Genomic DNA, 21586 nt, shown 5'->3' with positions numbered 1-21586 from the left:
GTGTTCTCATGATTCGCCTGATCCTCGCCATCCTGCTGCCCTGGTTGCAGTTCTTCACCATCGGCAAACCGATTTCGGGCATCATCTGCCTGATCCTGCAACTGACCCTGATCGGCTGGATCCCGGCGGCAATCTGGTCTGTCTATGCGCTGAGCCAGTACAACACCGACAAGAAGATCGACGAAGCCCGTAACAGCGGCAAACTCTGAGACAATCTTTGAAAATAGGTCCTATCCTCGGCACGGTCCTAAAGCTCGTCATCATTTCGGTGCTGGTGGGTCTCGCGATGAATTTGTTCGGCGTGACCCCCGACAACGTCTTCGATTTCCTTGCCGGCGCCCTGCAAAGCAGCTTCCACTTCGCCGTGGATTCCCTGCACTGGGCATTCCAGTACCTGCTGATCGGCGCTGCCGTCGTCATCCCGATCTGGCTGGTGATCTTCCTGATAAAACTGGCGGGCAAGAAGGGCTGACCCGGCTACCAGACGAACCCCGCTTCTTTACGCAGGACGCGTCTCAGGGTCTGCGGAGAGAAAAAGAATTCGCGGAAAACCGTCAGTCCGCAGCTGAGTTCTTTGCATCTTCCGGTAACAGGAATTCGCGACCAACCTTCACGCGATAATCGCCGTTATAGGAAATGATGTCTGCTGTGGCATAGGTTTCCGACCAGCGGTCCGGCAGATAGGAGCCGGTACCCACCACGTCAATCGGGGCCTTCACCTCACCCATCACACGACATTTCGCCGCATTGAAGCCAGAGGAAGCGACAACTTTGACCTTGTCGAAGCCGGCATCATCGAGACATTTCCGCATATAGAATATGGATGCCGCAGAAACCCCTGTACCCACGAGAAAACGCAGTTCCTCCTCAGACCGGTAACGGCGGATTGCATCCGGCACGGACTGATCCAGCACCGCATAGGAACGCTGCGGGTCAAGGCCTTCAACAAACCGGCTGCCATGGGTGTCGAGCCGGACACCGATCTTGCCTTCGGCGGCCATTTCCGGGAACCGGTTGCAGACCGCCAGCGCGTCACGGACTTCATGTCCGAAGTAATCAACCAGAACGGTGAGGTCCTTGCCGGGGAATGTTTCGACGAACATTTCCGCAGCCCGCAGGGTTGATCCCGCATAACCGATGAAGGCATGCGGCATGGTTCCCATGCCCTCCGGATTGCCGAAGTAATGTGCGGTCGCATCCGTCGCGTTCCCGACAAATCCTTTGGCACCATGTTTTTCCCGCGCCACTTTCGAGCCAACCGATGCGGCATAAGCCATCATGTCGGCCATATCATGACCGGCGCAATGCCGGGCATCCATTGCCAGAAAAGCGGCATTCGGCATATCAGCGCACATCTGATAGGCGTTATAGGCAGCGATACAGGTCGCTCCCAGCTTTTGCAGCAGGATCGTTTCCAGATCGACCAGACTATGCAGCGAACCGGTCAGATAAAGCAGGGGCTCACCCGCACCGACCCAGTCACCTTCCTGATAATTCTGCTTGATGTCGAAAGCCGCTCCCCGCGCCTTCGACATGTCTTCCAGCCAGCCGACAGCCAGACGGGGGGTAAAGATCACCGGACGCCGCATGAAGATGGCATAGGTTGCCGAAACATCGCCAAACTTCGCGACAGCATCCCGCGTACGGCTGAAATACTTGTCGGTCAGGCTCGGGACATCGGCTTCCAGCGGCCGGTGACTGCCGTCATGGGTCGGATCAAAGGTCATGACTCAGATAATTACCCTGCCAGAGCAACTTTCGCCGCATCAAGATCACGATGAGTTTTCAGCTCTTCCGCAATCAGGAAAGCAAGCTCCAGCGACTGGCTGGCATTCAGCCGCGGGTCACAATGGGTGTGATAGCGGCTCGACAGATCAGATGAGGTAATTTCCTGTGCGCCGCCGAGGCATTCCGTCACATCTTTGCCGGTCATCTCGAAATGGATACCACCGGCATGGGTGCCTTCGGCACGGTGAACTGAAAAGACACTCTTCACCTCCGACAGGATCTGATTGACCGGACGGGTCTTGTAACCGGATTCAGCCGAAATCGTGTTGCCATGCATCGGGTCACAGGACCAGACAACGGAACGGCCTTCATCACGGACCCGGCGGATCAGCGGCGGCAGGCCCTTTTCCACCTTGTCGGCACCGAAACGGGTGATCAGTGTCAGGCGGCCCGCCTCGTTCGCCGGGTTCAGAATATCGATGTTGCGGATCAGGTCATCCGGGTCCGTTGTCGGACCAACCTTCATCCCGATCGGGTTTTTCACACCACGCAGAAATTCCACATGCGCATGGTCCGGCTGGCGGGTACGGTCACCGATCCACAGGAAATGCGCCGAACAGTCATACCAGTCACCGGTCAGGCTGTCCTGACGGGTCAGGGCTTCCTCATACCAGGGCAGCAGCGCCTCATGCGAGGTGTAGAAATCCGTCTCACGAAGCTGCGGCACGTTTTCTGCCGTCACGCCGCAGGCGGTCATGAAATTCAGGGTTTCATCCAGCCGGTCGGCGATCTGGTTGTAACGTTCGCTTTGCGGGCTGCCCTTGACGAAGTCGAGGTTCCAGCCATGAACCTGATGCAGGTCAGCGAAACCACCCTGCGCAAAGGCGCGCAGCAGATTCAGCGTTGCCGATGCCTGATTGTAAGCCCGCAGCATCCGTCGCGGATCCGGAATCCGGGCTTCTTCAGTGAACTCGATACCGTTGATGATGTCACCCCTGTAGCTCGGCAGGGTCACGTCGCCCTTTTTCTCGATGTCGGAAGAACGCGGCTTGGCGAACTGGCCAGCCATACGACCCACCTTCACCACCGGACAGGACGCCCCGAAGGTCAGAACCACAGCCATCTGCAGCAATACCTTGAAGGTATCGCGAATGCCATTGGTGTCGAATTCCGCAAAGCTTTCGGCACAATCCCCGCCCTGCAGCAGGAAAGCCTCACCATTTGCGACTTTCGCCAGGCTCTTTTTCAGGCGGCGGGCTTCACCGGCGAAGACCAGCGGCGGCAATTTGCGCAGGTCATCTTCGACAGCATGAAGATCGGCCTCTGCCGGATATTCCGGCACCTGCAGGATGGGTTTTTCCCTCCAGCTTGCCGGGGTCCAGTTCGTGGCCATAACACTCTCCATCAGATGTATTTCATTAAAAAGGGTTCCGGATATACGCCGTTTCCCAAAGGTTATCCACAGGAAAGCGCGATCCGCCGGCCAAAGCCACAACAATTGGGATGCCGCACCATCCGGCACCCCAACAGGTCCTGCCCGTCATCCCGTCCGTTACAAAGCGAAATGACGGGATGAAACAGCTCCGGTTTATTCCGCCGCTTTCTGCTCTTCCGGCTCCGGACGTTTCTCGCGCATGGTGACAAATTCCTCAGCCGCCGTCGGATGAATACCGACCGTCGCATCAAAGTCCGCCTTTGTCGCACCGGCTTTCAGGGCAACACCCAGCCCCTGCATGATCTCACCGGCTTCATCACCGACCATATGCGCACCCAGCACCTTGTCGTCCGCAGGATTGACGATCAGCTTCATGAAAGTCTTCTCGTCCCGGCCTGACAGCGTATGCTTCATATGACGGAAGGATGTGGCATAGACATCAATCTCGCCAAACTGTTCACGGGCTTTCTCCTCGGTCAGTCCCACCGTGCCGATATTTGGCTGGCTGAAGACAGCCGTCGGGATGGTGTCATAATTCATCACTCGCTTCGTACCCCGGAACAGGTTCGAGGCAATGACCATGCCTTCACCGATAGCGACCGGCGTCAGCGGCACCCGGTCAATCACATCACCCAGCGCATAGATTGATGGCACACTGGTCTGGAAATAGTCATCAACCTTGATGCTGCCGTTCTTTGCCAGTTCAACCCCGGCTTCTTCCAGTCCGAGATTTTTCGTATTCGGGAACCGTCCGGTGGCATACATCACCAGGTCTGTCTCGAAGGTCTCGCCATCACGCAGCACCACCGTGTAGTCGTCATCGTTCCTGATGATCTCGGCGATATCCGCGTTCATTTTCAGATCAACGCCCTTCTTGCGCATTTCCTCCAGCAGCGTGCCCCGGACATCCGCATCAAAGCCGCGCAGGAACAATGGTCCGCGATAAAGCTGCTTAACCTCTGCACCCATACCGTTGAAGATACCGGCAAATTCCACCGCGATATAGCCGCCGCCGACAACCGTGATCCGTTTCGGCAGTTCCGGCAGATAGAAGGCTTCATTCGAGGTGATGACATGTTCGCGACCGGGAATATCCGGCACATAAGGCCAGCCACCGACGCCGACCAGAATGTACTTCGCCGTGATCTTGCGCCCGTCAACGTCAACCGTATGCGGATCGACAATCGTCGCCCGCGCCTCGATCAGGTCGACCCCGGCATTGGCCAGCAGGCGACGGTAAATTCCGTTCAGACGGCTGATTTCGGCATTCTTGCGGTCGATCAGCTTCGTCCAGTCAAACTTCTGACCGGAAAGGCTCCAGCCAAAACCTTCAGAATCCTCAAAATGCTCCGCATAGTGCGAGGCATAAACCAGCAGCTTCTTTGGCACACAGCCGACATTGACGCAGGTACCACCCAGAAACCGTTCCTCGGCCACGGCCACCCTGGCGCCATAGCTGGCTGATATACGGCTCGCCCGGACACCACCGGACCCTGCCCCGATTACAAACAGATCATAGTCATATTCAGCCATATTCAGTCTCCGCAGATCAGCCGCAGGATTGCAGCGCACTCTTTAAATACGCCAGGTCATCCCCGTTTCAAACAGGCTGATACCCGAACCCGGCCATATAGGCACTGCAGATTTCCTGAACAACGCCGGTTTCCGCCGTACTCAAAACCTTGTGAAAGGCCCCGACCTGCCGGTCAGAGATCGGTTTGCCCCACAAATCGTCCGGACCGCGCCGGATATCCGGTACCGCTTCATCAATCAGTTCCGACCGCCATCCGGTTTGTCCGGCAAAGCCTGACAGATCCAGCCCGCTGTAACTGGCAATGCGTTCAATATTCTCATCCGGCAACTGCACCAGATCCTCATAACGAACGGTGAGAAGACGCTTATAGAGCGACTTGTCCGGCAGGTTGGAGACCGGGGCATAAAACCCATTATAGGCTTTCGCGAGATAGTCGGCCGACCGGCCAGCACGGGTCAGCCAGCTTTGCTGCCCAGCGCGGATTTGCCGGTCATGCAGACAGAACAGTGAGGCCACAACATCCCGCGGATCGCGAACCATCACCACCCCCCGTGCGTCCGGCAGAACATTCAGCAGGTCAGCCAGTACCGGGGTCAGACGGGGGCTGCGAAACACCTGATGCCGGGTCGTCGGGAACCGCAGTTCCAGTGCATCGCAGAGGGCTTCCACCTGCGAGGCGGTAAAGGCAGTCAACCCCTCGGGATGCGCGAAATACTCTTTCACTTCCGCTTCGAATGCATCCTGCCCGTATCGATAGGCGCGCATCAGATAACGCAGATAGGTTGCTTCCGGCATCATCGGATGAACCGCCGGATCGCTGCACAGAATTGCGTTCAGCAAGGAGGTGCCGGTACGGGGTGCGCCGCCAATGAGAAGAACTGACATGCCATCACTGTGAAAGCAGTCCCGGCACCTTGCAACCTGAACCCTTGACCGGGCACCCGGCGGATTGCACCAGCCGCGATGTCAGCCTACCTTCCCCGAAACAGTTCTGGAGGATACCCGGTGGCAATTCCTGAAGTTAAGGCATTGGTTTTTGATACGTTCGGTACGGTTGTCGACTGGCGCAGTTCGATCATCCGGCAGGGTGAAATATTTGGCCGGGACCGGAACCTGACCGGTATCGACTGGACCGGACTGGCGGATCAGTGGCGGGCCGGCTATGCCCCGGCGATGGACCGGGTACGGCGCGGCGAACAGGAATGGACTCCCCTCGACAAACTGCACCGGCAAAGGCTGGAAGAACTGATCCCGCAATTCGGGCTGGAAAGCCTGTCCGAGGAAGACCGGGACTGGCTGTGCCGTGTCTGGCACCGTCTCGACCCCTGGCCCGATTCAGTACCCGGCCTGCGCCGTCTCGCAAAACGCTATCTGCTGGCCCCGCTGTCGAATGGCAATGTCACCCTGTTGGCGAACATGGCAAAACGTGCCGGGCTGCCCTGGGACTGCATCTTCGCCAGCGATATTTTCAAGCATTACAAACCGGATCCGGAAACCTATCTGGGCGCCGTCGAACTGCTGGGCATGAAACCGGGTGAGGTCATGATGGTTGCTGCCCATAATTACGATCTCGAATCTGCCGCCAGCCATGGCCTGCGCACCGGCTATATCAACCGTCCGACCGAATATGGCCCGCTGCAGGTAAAGGATTTCAGGGCAACCGGTGACTGGGATGTCATCGGCGAGAGCATGGAAGATATCGCCGACGCGATGGGCTGCTGAGGCCCCTCCCGGTCAGGACAGCAGCACACCGACCACCACCGTGACGGTAATCACGATCAGTGTGCGCGACAGGATCAGGGAGCCGTGAAAGGCATGTCCCAGAAGCCCGCCGGCAATGCACCAGCCAGTATGGAAAATTGCCTGTGCCACCGCAAAACAGGTGACGATAACCAGCATCTGCGTCGGCAGATCACCGAAGGCCGGGGCGAAATCTGACCAGGCCAGTAATGTCATCACCCAGGCTTTCGGATTCAGCGGATGGACAATCAGCCCTTTGCGGAAGCTGTAGGCAGATCGCGCTGCCTCGACCTGTGCGACCGAATTCCATGACTGCATGGCCAGCCAGATCATATAGCCGCCAGAGATGAATTTAAGCGCCGTCTGCAACAGCGGATAACGGGTGATCAGCACACCCAGCCCGAGCCCCACCGCCACATTGAGGGCAATCTTGCCGCAGATCAGCCCGAGATTGAACGGCATGCAGGCCCGCACACCATAGGTCGCCCCACCGGTCATGATCAGCAGATTCGCCGGACCTGGCGTTCCCACCATCAGGGAAACAAAAACAATCAGGGGAATCAGCGCCTCAGACATTCGGGTCAGCCTCCATCATCACGGCAGCCCGCTACCGGACTTCCGAAGCCAGACCCTGAACCAGCAACATGCCGGCGAAAAGCAGAGTATTGTCACGGGAACAATAAAAGCCCCGTCACTCCACCGTCACAGACTTCGCCAGGTTGCGCGGCTGATCAACGTCTGTGCCCTTCAGCACGGCGACATGATAGGCCAGCAACTGCACCGGGATGGAATAGAGGATTGGCAGGACGAAGGGATCCGCGTCCGGCAGGATCAGGGTGCTGCGCGACATATCAGCCACTTTTTCGGCGCCGTCCGCATCGGTGAGGAAGATCACACGGCCACCACGGGCTGCGGCTTCCTGAAGATTCGAGACGGTCTTGCCAAACCAGCGGTCGCCCGGTGCGATGGCAATTACCGGTACCGCCTCGTCAATCAGCGCAATCGGGCCATGCTTCATTTCACCGGCGGCATAACCTTCCGCATGAATGTAGGAAACTTCCTTGAGCTTCAGCGCCCCTTCCATCGCAATCGGGAAGGAGGTTCCGCGCCCGAGATACAGCACATCGCGGGCATCCATGATCGTGCGGGCAAGTTCCTTGATCGCGTCATCATGCTTCAGCACCTCTGTCACCAGCGCCGGCACTTCCGTCAGCGCGGTGGCCATTTCGGCTTCCCGCTGATGGTCGATTTCCCCCCGCGCCTTTGCTGCGACAATCGCAAGACAGGCCAGAACGGTCAGCTGGGTGGTGAAGGCCTTGGTCGAGGCAACGCCGATTTCCGGTCCGGCAAGGGTTTGCAGGACGGCATCGCTTTCGCGGGCGATCGCACTCTCCGGCTGGTTGACCAGCGCGATCAGCCGCTGCCCTTCCTGTTTTGCATAGCGCAGCGCCGCCAGTGTATCGACCGTTTCACCGGACTGGGAAATACAGATCGTCACGCCACCGGCAGGCATCGGCGCTTCCCGATAGCGGAATTCCGAGGCGATATCGACCTCCGTCGGAATCCGGGCAATCTGTTCGAACCAGTATTTTGCCACCTGTGCGGCATAGAAAGAGGTGCCGCAGGCCAGCAGGGTAATTTTCGGGATTGTCGCAAAATCAACACCGAGGTCCGGCAGCGAGATCGTGCGCTCAGCCGGGTTCAGGTAGCTGTGCAGCGTATCGCCGATAACCTGCGGCTGCTCATAGATTTCCTTCTGCATATAGTGATGGAAGTTGCCCTTGCCGATCATCGCACCGGACATGGCAGTCAGCTGAATTTTGCGTTCAACCGGCTGGTCGTTCTCATCAAAAACCGATGCCGCCCCGGCACGCAGAACCACCCAGTCGCCTTCTTCCAGATAGCTGATCTGCTGGGTCAGCGGCGCCAGTGCCAGCGCATCAGAGCCGAGATACATCTCGCCATCGCCATAACCGACGGCCAGCGGGCTGCCGCGACGGGCGCCGATCATCAGGTCATGCTCACCGGTAAAGATGATCCCCAGCGCAAACGCGCCCTCCAGCTTGCGAAGCGTACGTGATGTCGCACGTACAGGGTCATCACCATCCCTGTTCATGTAATGGGTCAGAAGCTGTGCAACAGTTTCCGTATCCGTGTCGGTTTCGAAAGTGATGCCGGCCGCGGAAAGTTCTGCCCGCAATTCCTGAAAATTCTCAATGATCCCGTTATGCACGACAGCAACCCGGTCCGTCGCGTGGGGATGGGCGTTGATTTCGTTGGGCACGCCATGGGTCGCCCAGCGGGTATGGCCGATACCGACCGTTCCCTTCAGCGGGTGACGGTCTACCAGTTCGGCGAGATTCTTCAGCTTCCCTTCGGCACGGCGGCGGTCGATATGGCCATTGACGAGGGTTGCGATACCGGCGGAGTCATAACCGCGATATTCAAGCCGCCGCAGGCCGTCCACCAGCAGGGGAGCCACGTCTTTCTTGCCCAGAATACCAACGATCCCACACATGATCAGAAACCTTCCTGCTTGTTCCGGGCTGCAATCTGCGCCGCTTTCTCAGCCGATTTCCGGTCCCGGAATTTCAGCGCGGCACCGGCCAGAGACTTCTGGGGCGCACGTTCCACCGCGATGGCATCTGCCTCGACATCCTTGGTAATCGTGCTGCCCGCGCCAATGATGGCACCCGCGCCGATACTGACCGGGGCAACCAGCGCCGAATTGGAACCGATGAAAGCACCCGCACCGATATCCGTATGGGATTTCAGATAGCCGTCATAATTACAGGTGATCGTACCTGCACCGATATTGGCGCCCTCACCAACACGGGCATCACCGATATAGGAGAGGTGATTGATCTTTGCCCCTTCCTCAACCACGGCATTCTTGACCTCGACGAAATTACCAACCCTGGCCGCCTTGCCAATCCTCGCCCCCGGACGCAACCGGGCGAACGGGCCGACCTGTGCCCATTCATCAATGGTGACACCTTCAAGATGGGAAAAAGCCCGGATCTCGGCATTATGCCGCACACGTACACCCGGACCGAAAACCACATGTGGTCCAACCGTTACATCGCGGCCCAGTTTCGTATCCCAGCTGAAATGGACGCTGTCCGGGTCCTGCAGGGTGGCCCCCGCTTCCATCGCGGCAATCCGCATACGGTACTGAACGGCTGCTTCTGCCTGCGCCAGATGTACCCGGTTATTGACGCCGAGCATTTCTTCCTCGTCACCTTCAACAACCGCACAGTCGCCACCAGCCTCGCGGGCAATCCGAACGATGTCCGTGAGGTAATATTCACCCTGTGCGTTATCCTTGTCGATGGCTCCCAGCATATCGAACAGGACAGAGCCTTCGACACACATCACACCGGAATTGCAGAGGTCCGTCATCAATTCTTCCGGGGTCGCATCCTTTGCCTCGACAATGCGCTCCAGACCGCCATCCTCATCCAGAATCAGACGGCCATAGGGGCCGGGATCTTCCGGACGAAAGCCCAGAACAACCACTACCGGACTTTCTTCACTGCGGCGCAGATCAATCATATCCTGCAATGTTTCCGGCGAAATCAGCGGCGAGTCGCCGAACATGATCAGCACATCGCCATCAAATCCACCCAGCTTGCGCTTTGCCTGCAATGCCGCATGACCGGTTCCGAGCCGCTCGGACTGCTCGACCGTCTTGTGCGGTTCACTGGCAACCTCGACCTCCCACATATCCGGGCCGACGACGACCACGATGTCGCTGGGGTCCAGTGCTTCTGCCGTTGCGATGACATGTTGCAGCATCGGACGACCGGCAATCGAATGCAGGACTTTCGGTTTGCGGGACTTCATGCGGGTGCCGTGACCGGCGGCCAGCACGATGACGGCGATATCTGTAGCTGCCATGACCTCTGGGGGAATTGTTGAACAGGGTTGCCGCAACCTGCGACGCAGCGGAAAATGCCACGTGCACCGCCTCGCGGCAAAATCAAAGTTTGTTTCGGAATATGTCAGATATGCAACCACATCGTTTCAGGGCCATTCTTATCGATCTCGACGGAACCTTGCTGGAGACCGCACCCGACCTCGGGGACTCCCTGAACCGGATTCTCCGCTCGGTCGACAGGCGCGCTCTCACCGAGGCCGAAGTCCGCTCAATGATCGGCGACGGACTGGCCAAACTCATTGAGCGGGGATTTGCCGCGACCGGCGGTATCCCCGAGCAGGCCCGCTATGATGAACTGCTGGCTGCCTTCATGTCTGACTACACCGCCAACTCCACAGTGCGCACCCACCCCAATCCGAATACGATTGCCTTTTGCACCGCAGAGCAGGCCCGCGGGGTCAAACTGGCTGTCGTGACCAACAAGCCGGTGATCCCGAGCAAGGTGATCTTGGATGCCAATGGCTTTACCCCGCTGCTGACAGCCCTCGTCGGCGGCGACAGTGCGTCCGCCAAAAAACCCGATCCCGCCCCCGTCCGCCTGGCCCTCAGGCAGATGGATATCCCCGCCGAAGACGCTGTGATGATCGGCGATTCACCGGCAGATGTCGGTGCCGCACGCGCTGCCGGCATTCCGGTCGCCACTTATCGCCACGGCTATACCAGCGTGCCCGTTGACGATCTGGGCGCTGATCTGGTGTTCGACGATTTCGCCGATCTGGGTGCCGCCCTCACAAAGCTGTAAGCCGCGCACCAGCTTGACAGCCAAGAGGCCGCACCATATACACCCGCTTCCTCCGAAAAGAGGGCGCGTAGCTCAGCGGGAGAGCACTCGCTTCACACGCGAGGGGTCGCTGGTTCAATCCCAGCCGTGCCCACCATTTTCCATAAGACAAACAAATCCGTTCTGAAGACGCCTCGTGTCCGAGGCGCATTCCTCAGGCTGGCAGAGTTCGGGGCGCAAATATCGTTCTAATCAAGAGCTCGGCGATCAGCAGGTTCAGCCCCCAGGCAAAAACCATCATACCGTCTCGCAGGGGCCCCAGCGGTTCTGTCCCAAGAGCAACCATCCACCCGATCCCAAGGACAGTTTGCGTGGACGCGCCCTGGCCGATTGCGTAGGCGCGGAGCATTGCAGCGCTGTGTCCCAAGACATTTCGTGACCTGATTGCAATTACGGCCCACGCGATCAGGCCGACCATCCACAGGCTTAGCGCAATCCGCGCCCAGTACAGCAGAAGACCCTGAAGTTCATCCGGAAACGCGAAGAAATGGGTCATCCAGAGACCTGTCAAAGCGCTTACGCACCCTGCCGCGGCGATCATCCAGCCAGTTGCGCGATGCATCGCCGGGTAATGGCGCCTCACGCTCGGCAGGAATTGCAGCGCACCGACGGTGCAGAACAGGAAACTGCTCACTATGTGCAATACGATTGGCAGGGGACAGGCCAAGGCGCGCGAATTCTCGGGCACGATCGACGGGCCACCTCCCAGTTCGATGACCCGGAGAAGGCCGCCAAAAGTCGGCACAAAGGAATAAACCAGAATGATCGCGAGTAATGCCCATTCGCGCCGGGTGACAGTTTTCATGGAGCCCTTCGTTTGCATTGCATCTCTCAAAGCCAGGGCCGGTATATCCATACGTTAGCAAACAGTGAATTGCCCAAATTCGTCCATCTGCTATACGTATATGCATGAACTGGCAGGCAATCTCCTTCGACTGGAACCAGGTGCGGGCGTTCCTTGCGACTTCCGAGGAGGGGTCACTCAGCGGCGCAGCACGGGCTCTAAAGACCACGCAGCCAACGATCGGCAGGCAGATTTCTGCGCTGGAAGGTTCGCTCGGCGTCACGCTTGTCGAGCGCAGCGTGAGGGGCCTGACCCTCACTCAGGAGGGCCGCAACCTACTGGACCATGTTCGGGCCATGGGCGAGGCGGCGAGGCTGATCTCGATGTCGGCCGACGGGCAATCGCAGGAGGTGACGGGCGAAGTCACGGTCACAGCAACCGACCTGTTGTCCGCGGTGGTTTTGCCCACGCTCCTCGCACCGCTACGACAGACCGCGCCGGGCATTAGAGTGCGCATTGTCAGCTCGAATGACATCCAAAACCTCATGCAGCGTGAGGCCGATATCGCGATCCGGCATGCCCGTCCTGACCAGTTGGAACTGATTGCGCGCCATGTCGGTGACTTCCGGGCAAGCCTGTATGCCGCAAGCGTCTATCTCGACCGGGCCGGCCGGCCGCGCACCCCGCGAGAGGTGGCAGATCATGCCTTCGTCGGTAACGCGGACCCGGAGCGCCTTATGGCACCTCTGCATGACATGGGCATTCCCGTGCGGGACGAGAGTTTTGTGATGTCCTCCGACAGCGGCGTGGTCGCATGGGAACTGGTGAAATCTGGCTACGGCATCTCGATGCAACCCGAGGTTCTGGGCGAGGCCGAGCCGGGCATCGAGAAAGTGCTGCCGAGCCTCCCCTCGCTGCAGTTTCCCGTCTGGTTGGTGACGCATCGTGAACTCAAGACCAACCGGCGGATCAGATTGGTATTCGACATGCTAGCGCGAGGGCTGGTGGAGGCGGCCGCAAGGGCGACCTGAAGCGTCAGAGTAAATTGGCGTCGCAGCGCCTCAAACCAGGGCAATGTCCGCGACAGCCTCGGCTATCAGCGGACGAGGCCTACTGCCTTCATTGAAGCCCCCAAACAACGGACGATCAGAAAACCGGGGCGTCGCCGACTGCGCGGGCACGGAGCAGGTGCCAGATTCTCCCAGAGCCGCATTCCACTCCGCCTGAATGTCCAGAAAATGGTTCCAACTTTTCCAGTTGGGCCCACCATTTTCCCGTCAGTACCAGTCTGCTTTATCTGATCGCCCTTACCCGGCGGATCGGCGAACAGATATCGTTGAGGCCGAAACTTCATCCACGGAGGCGGTCTACGCTCCAGATACCGGCGCCACGGGTGGCGATGAACAGGAAGATAAAGCAGTACAGGGCGACAAGCTCGCCGCCATTTGCGATGGGAAACAGATCTTTGGTGCCGTGTGCCATCCAGTAAGCGACGGCTGCCATGCCACTACAGATAAACGCGGCGGGGCGGGTCAGAAATCCGACAATGATCAGTGCACCCCCCACAACCTCGATAAGACCGGCGGCGGTCATCATCGGGCTCAGCGGACCGTAGGGAAATTCAATCGGGAAACTGAACAGCTTCTGAGTGCCGTGGAATAAGAACAGAAGCCCGCTGACAATTCTCAACAGGGCGTAGGCATATTCCTGAAACCCGTCCAAAAATTTCATAACTGTCCCCCTCATCATCAATTCAGATTTTTCTTTAGCACGGCCACGACAAACCATACCAGCATCGTCACCCGCTTCTGGCCGGGGACAGAAGTTCAGAACTGAAAATATTCCCGGATACCGGCCAGACAGTTTTGCATGGCAACAGCCGCCAGAATGATGCCCATAACCCGACTGATAACGCTGGCACCGTTATTGCCGATCAGCCGGTGCGCATAGCTTGAGATGAGCATCAGCAGGAATGTGATCAGCAGCACACTGAGCATCAATCCGGTTGTCACCGCCTGCTGGACGACATTGTAACGGTCGTTCTCTGTCAGCAGAACCGCTGCCAGCATGGCGCCCGGGCTGGCAATCGACGGGATGGCCAGCGGATAGACAGCCACACTTTTCGCTTTCTGCCCGATCTTCATTTCTTCATCGGGTTTGCTGTCACCAAAAATCATCGTCATTGCGAACAGGAACAGGATGATCCCGCCGGAAATCTGGAATGCCGCCAGCGGTATCTGCATCGCATCCAGAATGACCTCGCCGCCCAGCACGAAAAAACAGAGGACGATTGCCGCGATGATTGTAGCCTTTACAGCCACCCTCCGCTTTTGGGCCTCGTTCAGCGTTGTGGTGAAGGCGATGAAAACCGGCACCGTCCCGATCGGGTCGACCACCGCGAAGAAACTGATGAAGGTCGCAATCAGCCGACTGGGATCAAACTCCATCACAGCACCCGGAGAGAAGAAGAAAGTAAAAGACCGGGGAGAAAATATAAACGAGGCATATCTGATTTTATTCTTTTATGAGGATAATAACACCAACAGCAAGATAGTCTGGAAGAGGCAGAATCCGACTGCACAGAGCCTGAAGGTTACGCACAGCAAAACCCGGCAGGCCGGAAAGAGGGACACCCCGGATACCCTCAATCATTGCAACAGGATAATGAGGACCAGACTATCAGATAGTGTTACCGGTCTCGACTTAAAAGAAGGTTGAGAGTGAAATATTCCGGCTTTTGCGGGTTTCGGAAGGTGCGGCCGCCGGAGAGCCTTCACCTCGTCACAAATACCCCCGTAAGGGCTGTCTTTTACTGGTCGACCAGCACCTCAAAACCGCCATAGATCATTCGCTTGCCATCAAACGGCATGGGATTGTTCTCAGGACTCATTCTGGGGTCCGCCATGATCTTCTCCCAGCCGGTCTTGCAGGCTTCCTTTGACGGCCAGACGACCCATGAAAAACAGACCGTCTCGTCAGGCTGGCATTTGACCGCCATTGGAAAGGACGTCACCTCGCCGTCCGGCACATCATCACCCCAGCATTCAACCAGCTTCAGCGCGCCATGATCTTTAAACACAACAGCAGCGGCTTCCGAATGTTCGCGATAGATATCACGATTGGCTGTCGGTACAGCGGCAACAAATCCATTCACATAAGTCATCTGGTCTCTCCTCAGTTTGCGTGGAAAGCCGCTTCTAGAGCAGCAATATTGATTTTCTTCATCTGCATCATCGCAGCACGTGCCCGCCCGGCCGCAGCCTTGTCGTCGTCGCTCAGCAGGCGCGGCAGTATTTCCGGAATGATCTGCCAGGACAGGCCATAGCGATCTACCAGCCAGGCACACATTTTCTCCTCTCCGCCACCTTCGATCAGCCTTGACCAGAGAGTGTCGGTCTCCTGCTGGTCGCGGGTCAGAACGGAAACCGAGGCCGCCGGGGTATGACTGAACATCGGCCCGCCATTCAGCACCATGTAGGGCGCACCGGACAGGGTGAATTCAACAATCAGCGGCGGACCATCCGGTGCCGGGGAAAAACTGCTTTCGATGAAACTGTCCGGCAACAGGGAAACATAGAATGCCGCTGCTTCATGTCCGTTCCCGTCAAACCACAAACAGGTGCGGACTTTTGCTTTCCCGATCATTGGCCGGCACCCATTGCATCCGGATTCATCCAGAACGGCTCCCAGATATGCCCGTCCGGATCAGCAAAGGCGTGACCATACATGAAACCATGATCTTCCGGATCACGAACCGCGGCCCCACCGGTCTTCAACGCCGTTGCGACCATCCGGTCAACCGCCTCCCGGCTTGCCAGTGACAGGGCGCAAAGGACTTCGCTCGCCTTGTTTGCATCTCCTATCGGCCGTGGCGTGAAGGATGCAAACTTCTCATGCGACAGCATCATGACCGCACAGCCATCATTGACGACCATGCAGATTGCGGTCTCGTCCGAAAAGGTTTCATTGAAGGTAAAACCCAGCTCCTGGAAGAAAGACCGTGAGCGATTGATGTCCGCAACCGGAAGATTGATGTAGAGATTGATCGTCACTTTGAACGGGCCTCCCTGCCCCATTGCCGCACAGGCTGTTTTGCCGGGAGAGGATATAGTCTGGAAATTACGTTGATGTCAACATATATTGAATCTCATGAGAGCTGATCTGCCAATTGACGTAACCCTCGAGGTACGTGACCGTTGCCTGTGCCTGCACCTTCAGCGGGCAGCACGGGCGGTCGGCCGTCGGTTTGACGAGGCGCTGCGCCCCTTCAACCTGACACATGGTCAGTATTCCCTGCTGATCTCCCTGAATCGTCCCCATCCGCCCCGGATTTCAGATGTCGCCACATTACTGGCGATGGACCGGACGACCCTGACGGCAAATCTCAAACCGCTGGCGCGACGGGGACTGCTTGCCATCACACCGGACCCGAAGGACAAACGCGGCCGCCTGCTCAATCTGACCGACGCCGGCCGCGACCTTCTGGTTCAGGCCGTTCCGGTATGGCGGGACACCCATGATGAAATCGACCGGGTTCTGGGCCGGGATGATAATGAACAGCTGCGGTCAGATCTGACCGATCTGACCTTCAGGCTTTGAGCAGCTACGGGCCGGTCAGTCCGAAGGCTTTTCCCGGAAGGCAACAGCCATGAACAACGCCCCGAAGAACAGCACACCGGCGATGGTGAGCCAGGCCGGACCATAGGCCCCGCTGATATCAAGCACGTAGCCGAACAGCGGCGGACCAATTGCCCCGCCAAGCGACCAGGCAAGCGCGTTATACCCGATCGCCCCGCCGGACAGGCGTGGCTCTACCGTCTCCACCGTCATCGACAGAATCAGCGCGGCATAGGAAGCAATCGTTCCCCCCATACCGACAGCAAGCAGAATCAGCACGGGTGCCGGCCAGCCCGGATTGGCGAAGGCCGCGATTGTGACACTTGCCCCTCCGGCAATGATCAGCCCGACGATAATCCATTTTCGTCGTCCGCCCATGAAGACATCGGACAGATAGCTGAACCCGATCCGCCCACCAGCACTGGCCGCCTGCGACAACCCGGTCCCGAGGCTGGCAAGGGGCTGGCTGAGAGCCGTCGCATCACGCAGAAACAGGGTCAGATAGGCAAACAGGCTGGACTGACCAATACTGAAAGCAATGTTTGAAATGCAGATAATCCCAAGTGAGGGATGACCAAGGACAGCGCGCAGATCCTTCAGGATACCGCGAAAACCACGATCATCGCGGGTCGGGCGGCGCGCAAACAACAGCCATAGCCCACCAATTACCAGCGTCGCACCGGCAATCAGCATCAGAACCAGACGCCAGTCGATGAGCACTACCAGCATTCCCCCACCAGCACCGACAACACCGCCGACCGGCACCCCAAACTGCTTGATGCCCATTGCCGTCGCCCGGCGGTTTCGCGGATACCAGGTCAGCACACCCTTGGCGGTTGCCGGATTCACCAGCGAATAGCCAAGCCCCATGATGAACATCGCAACGACACCACCCGAGAAACCTGGCGTCATCGCAAACAATCCCATCCCTACGGCCATCATCAGCATCGCCAGTGACAGCGTCCAGCCGACACCAAAGCGGTCTGTCATCAGACCTGATGGCAGTGCGGTCAGCACCTGCGAAGCAAAAAAGGCGGACAGAAAGAAGCCGAAATCTGCTGCCGTCAGCCCAAGATCCGTACGGATGACCGGTGCCATCGCCATCACCGACATATAACCCGCCGTCCCGACCAGATGGACAGCCAGCAACAGAATTACCCGGCCGCGCCAGGGTACAAACGGAAAACCGTCTGGCTGTCGTATCATGAGGGGCTTGCCATCTGCGGGGATCCGGTTTGAAAATCTGGTGAGCTGATCAGAATGCCGAAGACGGCAGACCAACAATAGCGGGAAAGCATCAGGGTTATCACCACTGGAAATTATGCAATACCGGCAGTACATTGTTCTGTCAAAACAGGCAATAGATACGCACGGTTGTCATAACCTCCAGCTCAGGCAGGCCGATATCAGCACCTTTCGGAAAACCAGGTCAAAGGCGGATCGGACTTCCCGGCAGCAAAAGGGCGACCGGATTGCTGCCCTTGAATTATTAGCCAGCCGCGAAGCGACAGAAGGTGATTTCTATCTGGTGGCCAGCCGGGCCCTGCTACTGGCGTTTGGCGTCAGATGGGTTGCAACAGGCGAACTCGACCAGACCGGAACGGGTGTGAATATCACCTGCATGATGGACCGGGAGACAGTGATTGACCCCTTCCATTATGAGCTGAAGAACAGCCCCTGCGGCGTGCTTTACGATGGGTCGGAGGAGGCATCGATCTTCTTTGATTCCAACTTGCAGGATGAATTTCCACTGTTCGGAATATTCTCTGAGCTGGGAGCGGAAGGGTATCTGGCACAGCCCTTTCATGACGCAAATGGTGCCCCGGTTGGCCATTGCTGCATCATGGACGACCAGAAAGTTGTTCTGGATGAAGATGACCTGACAATTTTTCATCTGATCGTCCAGCGCGTCGGCGCAGAATACCGCCGCCGGGAAGCTGAACATTCTGCGAGAAGTCCCGCAGAACATATGGCGGCATTTGTAAACAGCGCTTCCGACTGGATATGGGCAACAGACGAGAATGACCGCTTCACCCTGATGGAAGGTGAAGTCTTCAAGGAACTCAAGTTCGATACCAGAGTTGCAATCGGCAAGACCCGCAAAGATCTCGCCGATCTTGGCGATCTCGCCGCAGAAGCGGAGAAATGGGCCTACCACGACACGATCATAGCCTCCCGCGAACCCCTCCGGGATTTCAGCTATATGCGCACAACGCCGGAAGGGGGACGCCAGATCATTCTTATCAATGGCTCTCCGCACTACCGCCCCGATGGCAGCTTCGCCGGTTATCGCGGAACAGGACGAAACATTACAGAAGCCGAAAGCGTACGGCTGGATACCAGCCTCACCCGGCAACGGCTCGACTTCATCATCTCCGGCAGCGGTGCCAACCTCTGGGACTGGAACCTTGAGACCGAGGATCTGTGGTTTTCACGCGGTTGGATAACCCTGCTTGGTCTGGATGAGCGGAAGTTTCATGACTTCCGGCTGCAGGAATATATCCATCCGGACGATCTGATCGAGCATGAGAAAATACTGCTCCGGCACATAAAGGGAGAGACCGACTTTTACTCAAGCCAGCTGCGGTTCAGAAGAAAGGGCAATGAATGGGTCTGGCTGCAATGTACCGGCTATTGCTCCAGAAAAACCGGCAGCAACCAGGCTGTAAGATTTTCCGGACAGGCCATCGACATTACAAGGCTGAAAGAAACGGAAGCCGCACTGAAACGCAGTGAAGCCCGCTACGAACTCGCATTCAGGGCGACCAGTGAAGGTATCTGGGAATGGAATATCGAACCTGACACCGTTTTTCTGTCCCCGACATTGCTTGATATTCTTGGCTATGACCCGGTCGCCATGCCGGTATCTTCTCACGCATTTGAAGAACGAATTCTGGGCGAAGACCTTGTCGTTCACCGGACCGCGATACGTAATTACCTGCGGGGCCGGATGCCTCATTATGAATGCATATTCCGGGTAAAAACCCCGCAGGACGACATCAAATGGGTGCGCAGCCGCGGACTGGCAGAATTCGGTCCGGACGGGCAGGCAACCCGCATGGTCGGCTCCTTCGCTGACATTACCGAAATTCGTAAAAAAGAACTCGCCCTGAATGTTGCGCTCGAAGAAGCCGAAATCGCCAACCGGGCAAAAATCGAATTTCTCGCCAACATGAGCCACGAACTCCGGACACCACTGAATTCGATCATCGGATTTTCCGAAACAATCCGGGACCGGTTCTTTGGTGACAGCTCTGAAAAATATACGGAATACGCCTATTACGTCTGTGATTCAGCACGGCATCTGCTCGATCTGATCAATGACATTCTGGATGTCAGTCGCATCGAAGCCGGTGAAATGCCGATCCTGGAATCCGACATTACCGTATCCGACATCATGGCATCCTGTGCACGCCTGATCGATTCACGGGTACGGGAGCGCCGCATCACCTTCTCGCAGGAAATACAGGAGGGCATACCGGTATTGCGCGCCGATGAACGACGGATGAAACAGATTTTCGTCAACCTTCTGGCTAACGCCGTCAAATTCACGGACCCCGGCGGGGTGGTCTCCTTTTCCTGTGATTACACACCGCAGAAAGGCATGTCTTTTGTGATCACAGACACAGGAATCGGTATTCCTGAAGAAAACCTGTCCTCCGTCATGGAAATGTTTCGTCAGGTAGACGGATCCTTCACCCGGAATTATGAAGGGGTCGGCCTTGGCCTGCCGCTGTCAAAAAAACTGGTGGAACTTCAGGGTGGTACCCTGGAACTGCGCAGCCGGGAAGGCGTCGGCACAACAGCAATCGTAACCCTGCCCCCCGAACGCTGCCTGACTTAAACCACGGCCAGAAAACCAGCGAAGACTTCACATCTGGGGCTTGCTGCTAGCTCCGCTTTCTGAATCCAGCAGGGGTTCCTGTCCGTTATTTTCTTCAGCATCAAGAGGAATGAGGTGAAGACATCCATGCCTCACACCTTTTTGCGCCGTAATTTGATCAGCCAGTTTACGAACTTCCTTGACCGTTCCGTTCAATATCGTCGCCTCAAGACAGTTTTCAGCGTCAATGTGAAGATGCATTGTTGCTGTCTGGATATCATGATGATGATGCTGGGTTTCAACGAGCCGGGAGGATAGAGCCCGCTCCATATGATTATACATGTAGACGACACAGCCCAGGCTACGCGCATCTTCGTTCTCTGAAATCCTTTGACCGGCAAGCATTTGCCGGACGGCATCCCGTACCCCTTCGGAGCGATTTGCGTAGCCCTTCATTTCGATAAACCTGTCGAATTGTTCCAGCAGGTCGTCATCTATCGTCACAGTGATTCGTTCCATACAGGGTCATCCGTTATTGCCACGCCTCAAGAGTATGATAATTTTAAAATTCGTCATACTTTCTTGGATTCACGATAATATCAGGAGATACCTCATGAAACGATACATCTTCCAGGCTGCGGCTATTCTGGTGCTGGCTGCCTCACCAGCCTTTGCCCATACAGATACCGGAACCACAACAGGGTTTTCAGCCGGGTTTGTTCATCCGGTTGGCGGACTGGACCATATGCTGGCCATGATTGCGGTTGGTATTCTGGCGACCCAGATCGGCGGAAAATCCTTGTGGCTCGTGCCGGCATCATTTGTCGGGATGATGATTATCGGTGGTTTTATCGGCATGAGCGGCATTGCAGTTCCTTATGTCGAACTTGGTATCGTCGGATCCGTTGTCGGACTGGGATGTCTGATTGCTGCCGGACAAAAAATGCCAACAGTTGTTGCCATGTTTCTGGTCGGGCTGATGGCCGTATTTCATGGCCATGCGCACGGCACAGAAATGCCGATAAATGTCAGCGGAATTGAATATGGCATCGGCTTTGTTGCAGCTACGGGGATACTACATATTGCTGGAATCGGCCTGAGTATCATCGTTCAGACGATCGGAAGAAAAGCCGCTCCGAATGCTCTGCGTTTAAGCGGCGGGATTATTGCTGCGACCGGCGTCACCCTTTTCACCATCTAGAAT

The 21586-nt window shown here is 57.1% G+C and carries 23 protein-coding genes and 1 tRNA gene; 9 read left to right on the top strand and 15 right to left on the bottom strand.

Features of this window, described 5'->3' with window-relative positions; translation table 11 throughout:
• The first annotated feature begins 11 nt into the window (after positions 1 to 11).
• Both GH722_10255 and GH722_10250 read left to right on the top strand, forming a co-directional pair.
• Complete coding sequence (locus GH722_10255) at positions 12 to 209, top strand: YqaE/Pmp3 family membrane protein (GenBank protein ID MRG72155.1); 198 nt, start codon at positions 12 to 14, stop codon at positions 207 to 209.
• 8 nt (positions 210 to 217) lie between these two features.
• Positions 218 to 472: a hypothetical protein gene (locus GH722_10250; protein MRG72154.1), complete on the top strand. Its 255-nt coding sequence runs from the start codon at positions 218 to 220 to the stop codon at positions 470 to 472.
• An 82-nt stretch (positions 473 to 554) separates the two neighbouring features.
• On the opposite strand, the gene GH722_10245 is transcribed toward GH722_10250, so the two are convergent.
• The 4 genes from GH722_10245 to GH722_10230 form a co-directional block, all read right to left on the bottom strand.
• Positions 555 to 1727, bottom strand: coding sequence for a nicotinate phosphoribosyltransferase (locus GH722_10245; GenBank protein MRG72153.1), 1173 nt, complete (start codon positions 1725 to 1727; stop codon positions 555 to 557).
• Positions 1728 to 1738: 11 nt separating this feature from the next.
• Positions 1739 to 3121: a 3-deoxy-7-phosphoheptulonate synthase class II gene (locus GH722_10240; GenBank protein ID MRG72152.1), complete on the bottom strand. Its 1383-nt coding sequence runs from the start codon at positions 3119 to 3121 to the stop codon at positions 1739 to 1741.
• Between the two features lie 195 nt (positions 3122 to 3316).
• Positions 3317 to 4696 (bottom strand): glutathione-disulfide reductase, encoded by a 1380-nt coding sequence (gene gor / locus GH722_10235; GenBank protein MRG72151.1) that lies wholly within the window; start codon positions 4694 to 4696, stop codon positions 3317 to 3319.
• A 67-nt stretch (positions 4697 to 4763) separates the two neighbouring features.
• Positions 4764 to 5582, bottom strand: a complete 819-nt coding sequence (locus GH722_10230; protein ID MRG72150.1) for a hypothetical protein — start codon at positions 5580 to 5582, stop codon at positions 4764 to 4766.
• Positions 5583 to 5660: 78 nt separating this feature from the next.
• Here GH722_10230 and GH722_10225 point away from each other — a divergent pair, with 78 nt between their 5' ends.
• On the top strand, positions 5661 to 6419 hold the full coding sequence (locus GH722_10225; GenBank protein MRG72149.1) for a haloacid dehalogenase type II: 759 nt from the start codon (positions 5661 to 5663) through the stop codon (positions 6417 to 6419).
• A gap of 12 nt (positions 6420 to 6431) precedes the next feature.
• On the opposite strand, the gene GH722_10220 is transcribed toward GH722_10225, so the two are convergent.
• The 3 genes from GH722_10220 to glmU form a co-directional block, all read right to left on the bottom strand.
• Positions 6432 to 7013 carry a LysE family translocator gene (locus tag GH722_10220; GenBank protein MRG72148.1) on the bottom strand — a complete coding sequence of 194 codons (582 nt, stop codon included), beginning with the start codon at positions 7011 to 7013 and terminating at the stop codon, positions 6432 to 6434.
• A gap of 115 nt (positions 7014 to 7128) precedes the next feature.
• Positions 7129 to 8955 (bottom strand): glutamine--fructose-6-phosphate transaminase (isomerizing), encoded by a 1827-nt coding sequence (gene glmS, locus GH722_10215; protein MRG72147.1) that lies wholly within the window; start codon positions 8953 to 8955, stop codon positions 7129 to 7131.
• A 2-nt stretch (positions 8956 to 8957) separates the two neighbouring features.
• Positions 8958 to 10337, bottom strand: a complete 1380-nt coding sequence (glmU, locus tag GH722_10210) for a bifunctional UDP-N-acetylglucosamine diphosphorylase/glucosamine-1-phosphate N-acetyltransferase GlmU (protein MRG72146.1) — start codon at positions 10335 to 10337, stop codon at positions 8958 to 8960.
• A 101-nt stretch (positions 10338 to 10438) separates the two neighbouring features.
• Here glmU and GH722_10205 point away from each other — a divergent pair, with 101 nt between their 5' ends.
• Together GH722_10205 and GH722_10200 are read left to right on the top strand one after the other, a co-directional pair.
• Positions 10439 to 11119: an HAD-IA family hydrolase gene (locus GH722_10205; GenBank protein MRG72145.1), complete on the top strand. Its 681-nt coding sequence runs from the start codon at positions 10439 to 10441 to the stop codon at positions 11117 to 11119.
• Between the two features lie 61 nt (positions 11120 to 11180).
• Positions 11181 to 11255, top strand: a tRNA-Val gene (locus GH722_10200).
• A gap of 57 nt (positions 11256 to 11312) precedes the next feature.
• Here the strand turns inward: GH722_10200 and GH722_10195 are convergent.
• Positions 11313 to 11963 carry a DUF2306 domain-containing protein gene (locus GH722_10195; protein ID MRG72144.1) on the bottom strand — a complete coding sequence of 217 codons (651 nt, stop codon included), beginning with the start codon at positions 11961 to 11963 and terminating at the stop codon, positions 11313 to 11315.
• A 104-nt stretch (positions 11964 to 12067) separates the two neighbouring features.
• Here GH722_10195 and GH722_10190 point away from each other — a divergent pair, with 104 nt between their 5' ends.
• On the top strand, positions 12068 to 12973 hold the full coding sequence (locus tag GH722_10190; GenBank protein ID MRG72143.1) for a LysR family transcriptional regulator: 906 nt from the start codon (positions 12068 to 12070) through the stop codon (positions 12971 to 12973).
• Positions 12974 to 13292: 319 nt separating this feature from the next.
• On the opposite strand, the gene GH722_10185 is transcribed toward GH722_10190, so the two are convergent.
• From GH722_10185 to GH722_10165, 5 genes are all read right to left on the bottom strand, one after another.
• On the bottom strand, positions 13293 to 13673 hold the full coding sequence (locus GH722_10185; protein MRG72142.1) for a DoxX family membrane protein: 381 nt from the start codon (positions 13671 to 13673) through the stop codon (positions 13293 to 13295).
• Positions 13674 to 13768: 95 nt separating this feature from the next.
• The gene (locus GH722_10180; GenBank protein ID MRG72141.1) at positions 13769 to 14389 is read right to left on the bottom strand and encodes an NAAT family transporter; all 621 of its coding nucleotides are present in this window, start codon (positions 14387 to 14389) and stop codon (positions 13769 to 13771) included.
• Positions 14390 to 14751: 362 nt separating this feature from the next.
• The gene (locus tag GH722_10175) at positions 14752 to 15105 is read right to left on the bottom strand and encodes a DUF1428 family protein (protein ID MRG72140.1); all 354 of its coding nucleotides are present in this window, start codon (positions 15103 to 15105) and stop codon (positions 14752 to 14754) included.
• 11 nt (positions 15106 to 15116) lie between these two features.
• Positions 15117 to 15587: a VOC family protein gene (locus GH722_10170; GenBank protein ID MRG72139.1), complete on the bottom strand. Its 471-nt coding sequence runs from the start codon at positions 15585 to 15587 to the stop codon at positions 15117 to 15119.
• The gene (locus GH722_10165) at positions 15584 to 15994 is read right to left on the bottom strand and encodes a glyoxalase/bleomycin resistance/extradiol dioxygenase family protein (GenBank protein ID MRG72138.1); all 411 of its coding nucleotides are present in this window, start codon (positions 15992 to 15994) and stop codon (positions 15584 to 15586) included. Before GH722_10165 ends, GH722_10170 begins: the two co-directional genes overlap by 4 nt.
• 97 nt (positions 15995 to 16091) lie before the next feature.
• On the opposite strand from GH722_10165, the gene GH722_10160 reads away from it, so the two are divergent.
• Positions 16092 to 16541: a winged helix DNA-binding protein gene (locus GH722_10160; protein MRG72137.1), complete on the top strand. Its 450-nt coding sequence runs from the start codon at positions 16092 to 16094 to the stop codon at positions 16539 to 16541.
• Between the two features lie 15 nt (positions 16542 to 16556).
• Here the strand turns inward: GH722_10160 and GH722_10155 are convergent, their stop codons facing one another.
• A complete protein-coding gene (locus GH722_10155; protein MRG72136.1) occupies positions 16557 to 17900 on the bottom strand; it encodes an MFS transporter in 1344 nt (447 codons plus the stop codon).
• Here GH722_10155 and GH722_10150 point away from each other — a divergent pair.
• Positions 17881 to 20403: a PAS domain-containing protein gene (locus GH722_10150; protein ID MRG72135.1), complete on the top strand. Its 2523-nt coding sequence runs from the start codon at positions 17881 to 17883 to the stop codon at positions 20401 to 20403. The genes GH722_10155 and GH722_10150 overlap by 20 nt on opposite strands.
• Before the next feature lie 27 nt (positions 20404 to 20430).
• Here the strand turns inward: GH722_10150 and nikR are convergent, their stop codons facing one another.
• Positions 20431 to 20901, bottom strand: coding sequence for a nickel-responsive transcriptional regulator NikR (gene nikR / locus GH722_10145; GenBank protein ID MRG72134.1), 471 nt, complete (start codon positions 20899 to 20901; stop codon positions 20431 to 20433).
• A 94-nt stretch (positions 20902 to 20995) separates the two neighbouring features.
• On the opposite strand from nikR, the gene GH722_10140 reads away from it, so the two are divergent.
• A complete protein-coding gene (locus GH722_10140) occupies positions 20996 to 21583 on the top strand; it encodes an urease accessory protein (GenBank protein ID MRG72133.1) in 588 nt (195 codons plus the stop codon).
• Positions 21584 to 21586: the final 3 nt, after the last annotated feature.

Source organism: Alphaproteobacteria bacterium HT1-32, from assembly GCA_009649675.1.
GTDB lineage: Bacteria > Pseudomonadota > Alphaproteobacteria > Rhodospirillales > HT1-32 > HT1-32.
The sequence above is the reverse complement of the archived record's forward strand: the minus strand, read 5'-3'. Positions and strand labels throughout refer to the sequence as shown.

What these genes read in the sequence shown, in the direction of transcription:
- GH722_10155 (MRG72136.1), bottom strand. Translation starts at nt 17,900, where the DNA reads ATGTACTGCCGGTATTGCATAATTTCCAGTGGTGATAACCCTGATGCT.
- glmU (MRG72146.1), bottom strand. Translation starts at nt 10,337, where the DNA reads ATGGCAGCTACAGATATCGCCGTCATCGTGCTGGCCGCCGGTCACGGC.
- GH722_10220 (MRG72148.1), bottom strand. Translation starts at nt 7,013, where the DNA reads ATGTCTGAGGCGCTGATTCCCCTGATTGTTTTTGTTTCCCTGATGGTG.
- GH722_10180 (MRG72141.1), bottom strand. Translation starts at nt 14,389, where the DNA reads ATGGAGTTTGATCCCAGTCGGCTGATTGCGACCTTCATCAGTTTCTTC.
- GH722_10150 (MRG72135.1), top strand. Translation starts at nt 17,881, where the DNA reads ATGCAATACCGGCAGTACATTGTTCTGTCAAAACAGGCAATAGATACG.
- glmS (MRG72147.1), bottom strand. Translation starts at nt 8,955, where the DNA reads ATGTGTGGGATCGTTGGTATTCTGGGCAAGAAAGACGTGGCTCCCCTG.
- GH722_10195 (MRG72144.1), bottom strand. Translation starts at nt 11,963, where the DNA reads ATGAAAACTGTCACCCGGCGCGAATGGGCATTACTCGCGATCATTCTG.
- GH722_10160 (MRG72137.1), top strand. Translation starts at nt 16,092, where the DNA reads ATGAGAGCTGATCTGCCAATTGACGTAACCCTCGAGGTACGTGACCGT.
- GH722_10170 (MRG72139.1), bottom strand. Translation starts at nt 15,587, where the DNA reads ATGATCGGGAAAGCAAAAGTCCGCACCTGTTTGTGGTTTGACGGGAAC.
- GH722_10225 (MRG72149.1), top strand. Translation starts at nt 5,661, where the DNA reads ATGTCAGCCTACCTTCCCCGAAACAGTTCTGGAGGATACCCGGTGGCA.
- GH722_10245 (MRG72153.1), bottom strand. Translation starts at nt 1,727, where the DNA reads ATGACCTTTGATCCGACCCATGACGGCAGTCACCGGCCGCTGGAAGCC.
- GH722_10205 (MRG72145.1), top strand. Translation starts at nt 10,439, where the DNA reads ATGTCAGATATGCAACCACATCGTTTCAGGGCCATTCTTATCGATCTC.
- GH722_10185 (MRG72142.1), bottom strand. Translation starts at nt 13,673, where the DNA reads ATGAAATTTTTGGACGGGTTTCAGGAATATGCCTACGCCCTGTTGAGA.
- GH722_10190 (MRG72143.1), top strand. Translation starts at nt 12,068, where the DNA reads ATGAACTGGCAGGCAATCTCCTTCGACTGGAACCAGGTGCGGGCGTTC.
- gor (MRG72151.1), bottom strand. Translation starts at nt 4,696, where the DNA reads ATGGCTGAATATGACTATGATCTGTTTGTAATCGGGGCAGGGTCCGGT.
- nikR (MRG72134.1), bottom strand. Translation starts at nt 20,901, where the DNA reads ATGGAACGAATCACTGTGACGATAGATGACGACCTGCTGGAACAATTC.
- GH722_10240 (MRG72152.1), bottom strand. Translation starts at nt 3,121, where the DNA reads ATGGCCACGAACTGGACCCCGGCAAGCTGGAGGGAAAAACCCATCCTG.
- GH722_10230 (MRG72150.1), bottom strand. Translation starts at nt 5,582, where the DNA reads ATGTCAGTTCTTCTCATTGGCGGCGCACCCCGTACCGGCACCTCCTTG.
- GH722_10140 (MRG72133.1), top strand. Translation starts at nt 20,996, where the DNA reads ATGAAACGATACATCTTCCAGGCTGCGGCTATTCTGGTGCTGGCTGCC.
- GH722_10175 (MRG72140.1), bottom strand. Translation starts at nt 15,105, where the DNA reads ATGACTTATGTGAATGGATTTGTTGCCGCTGTACCGACAGCCAATCGT.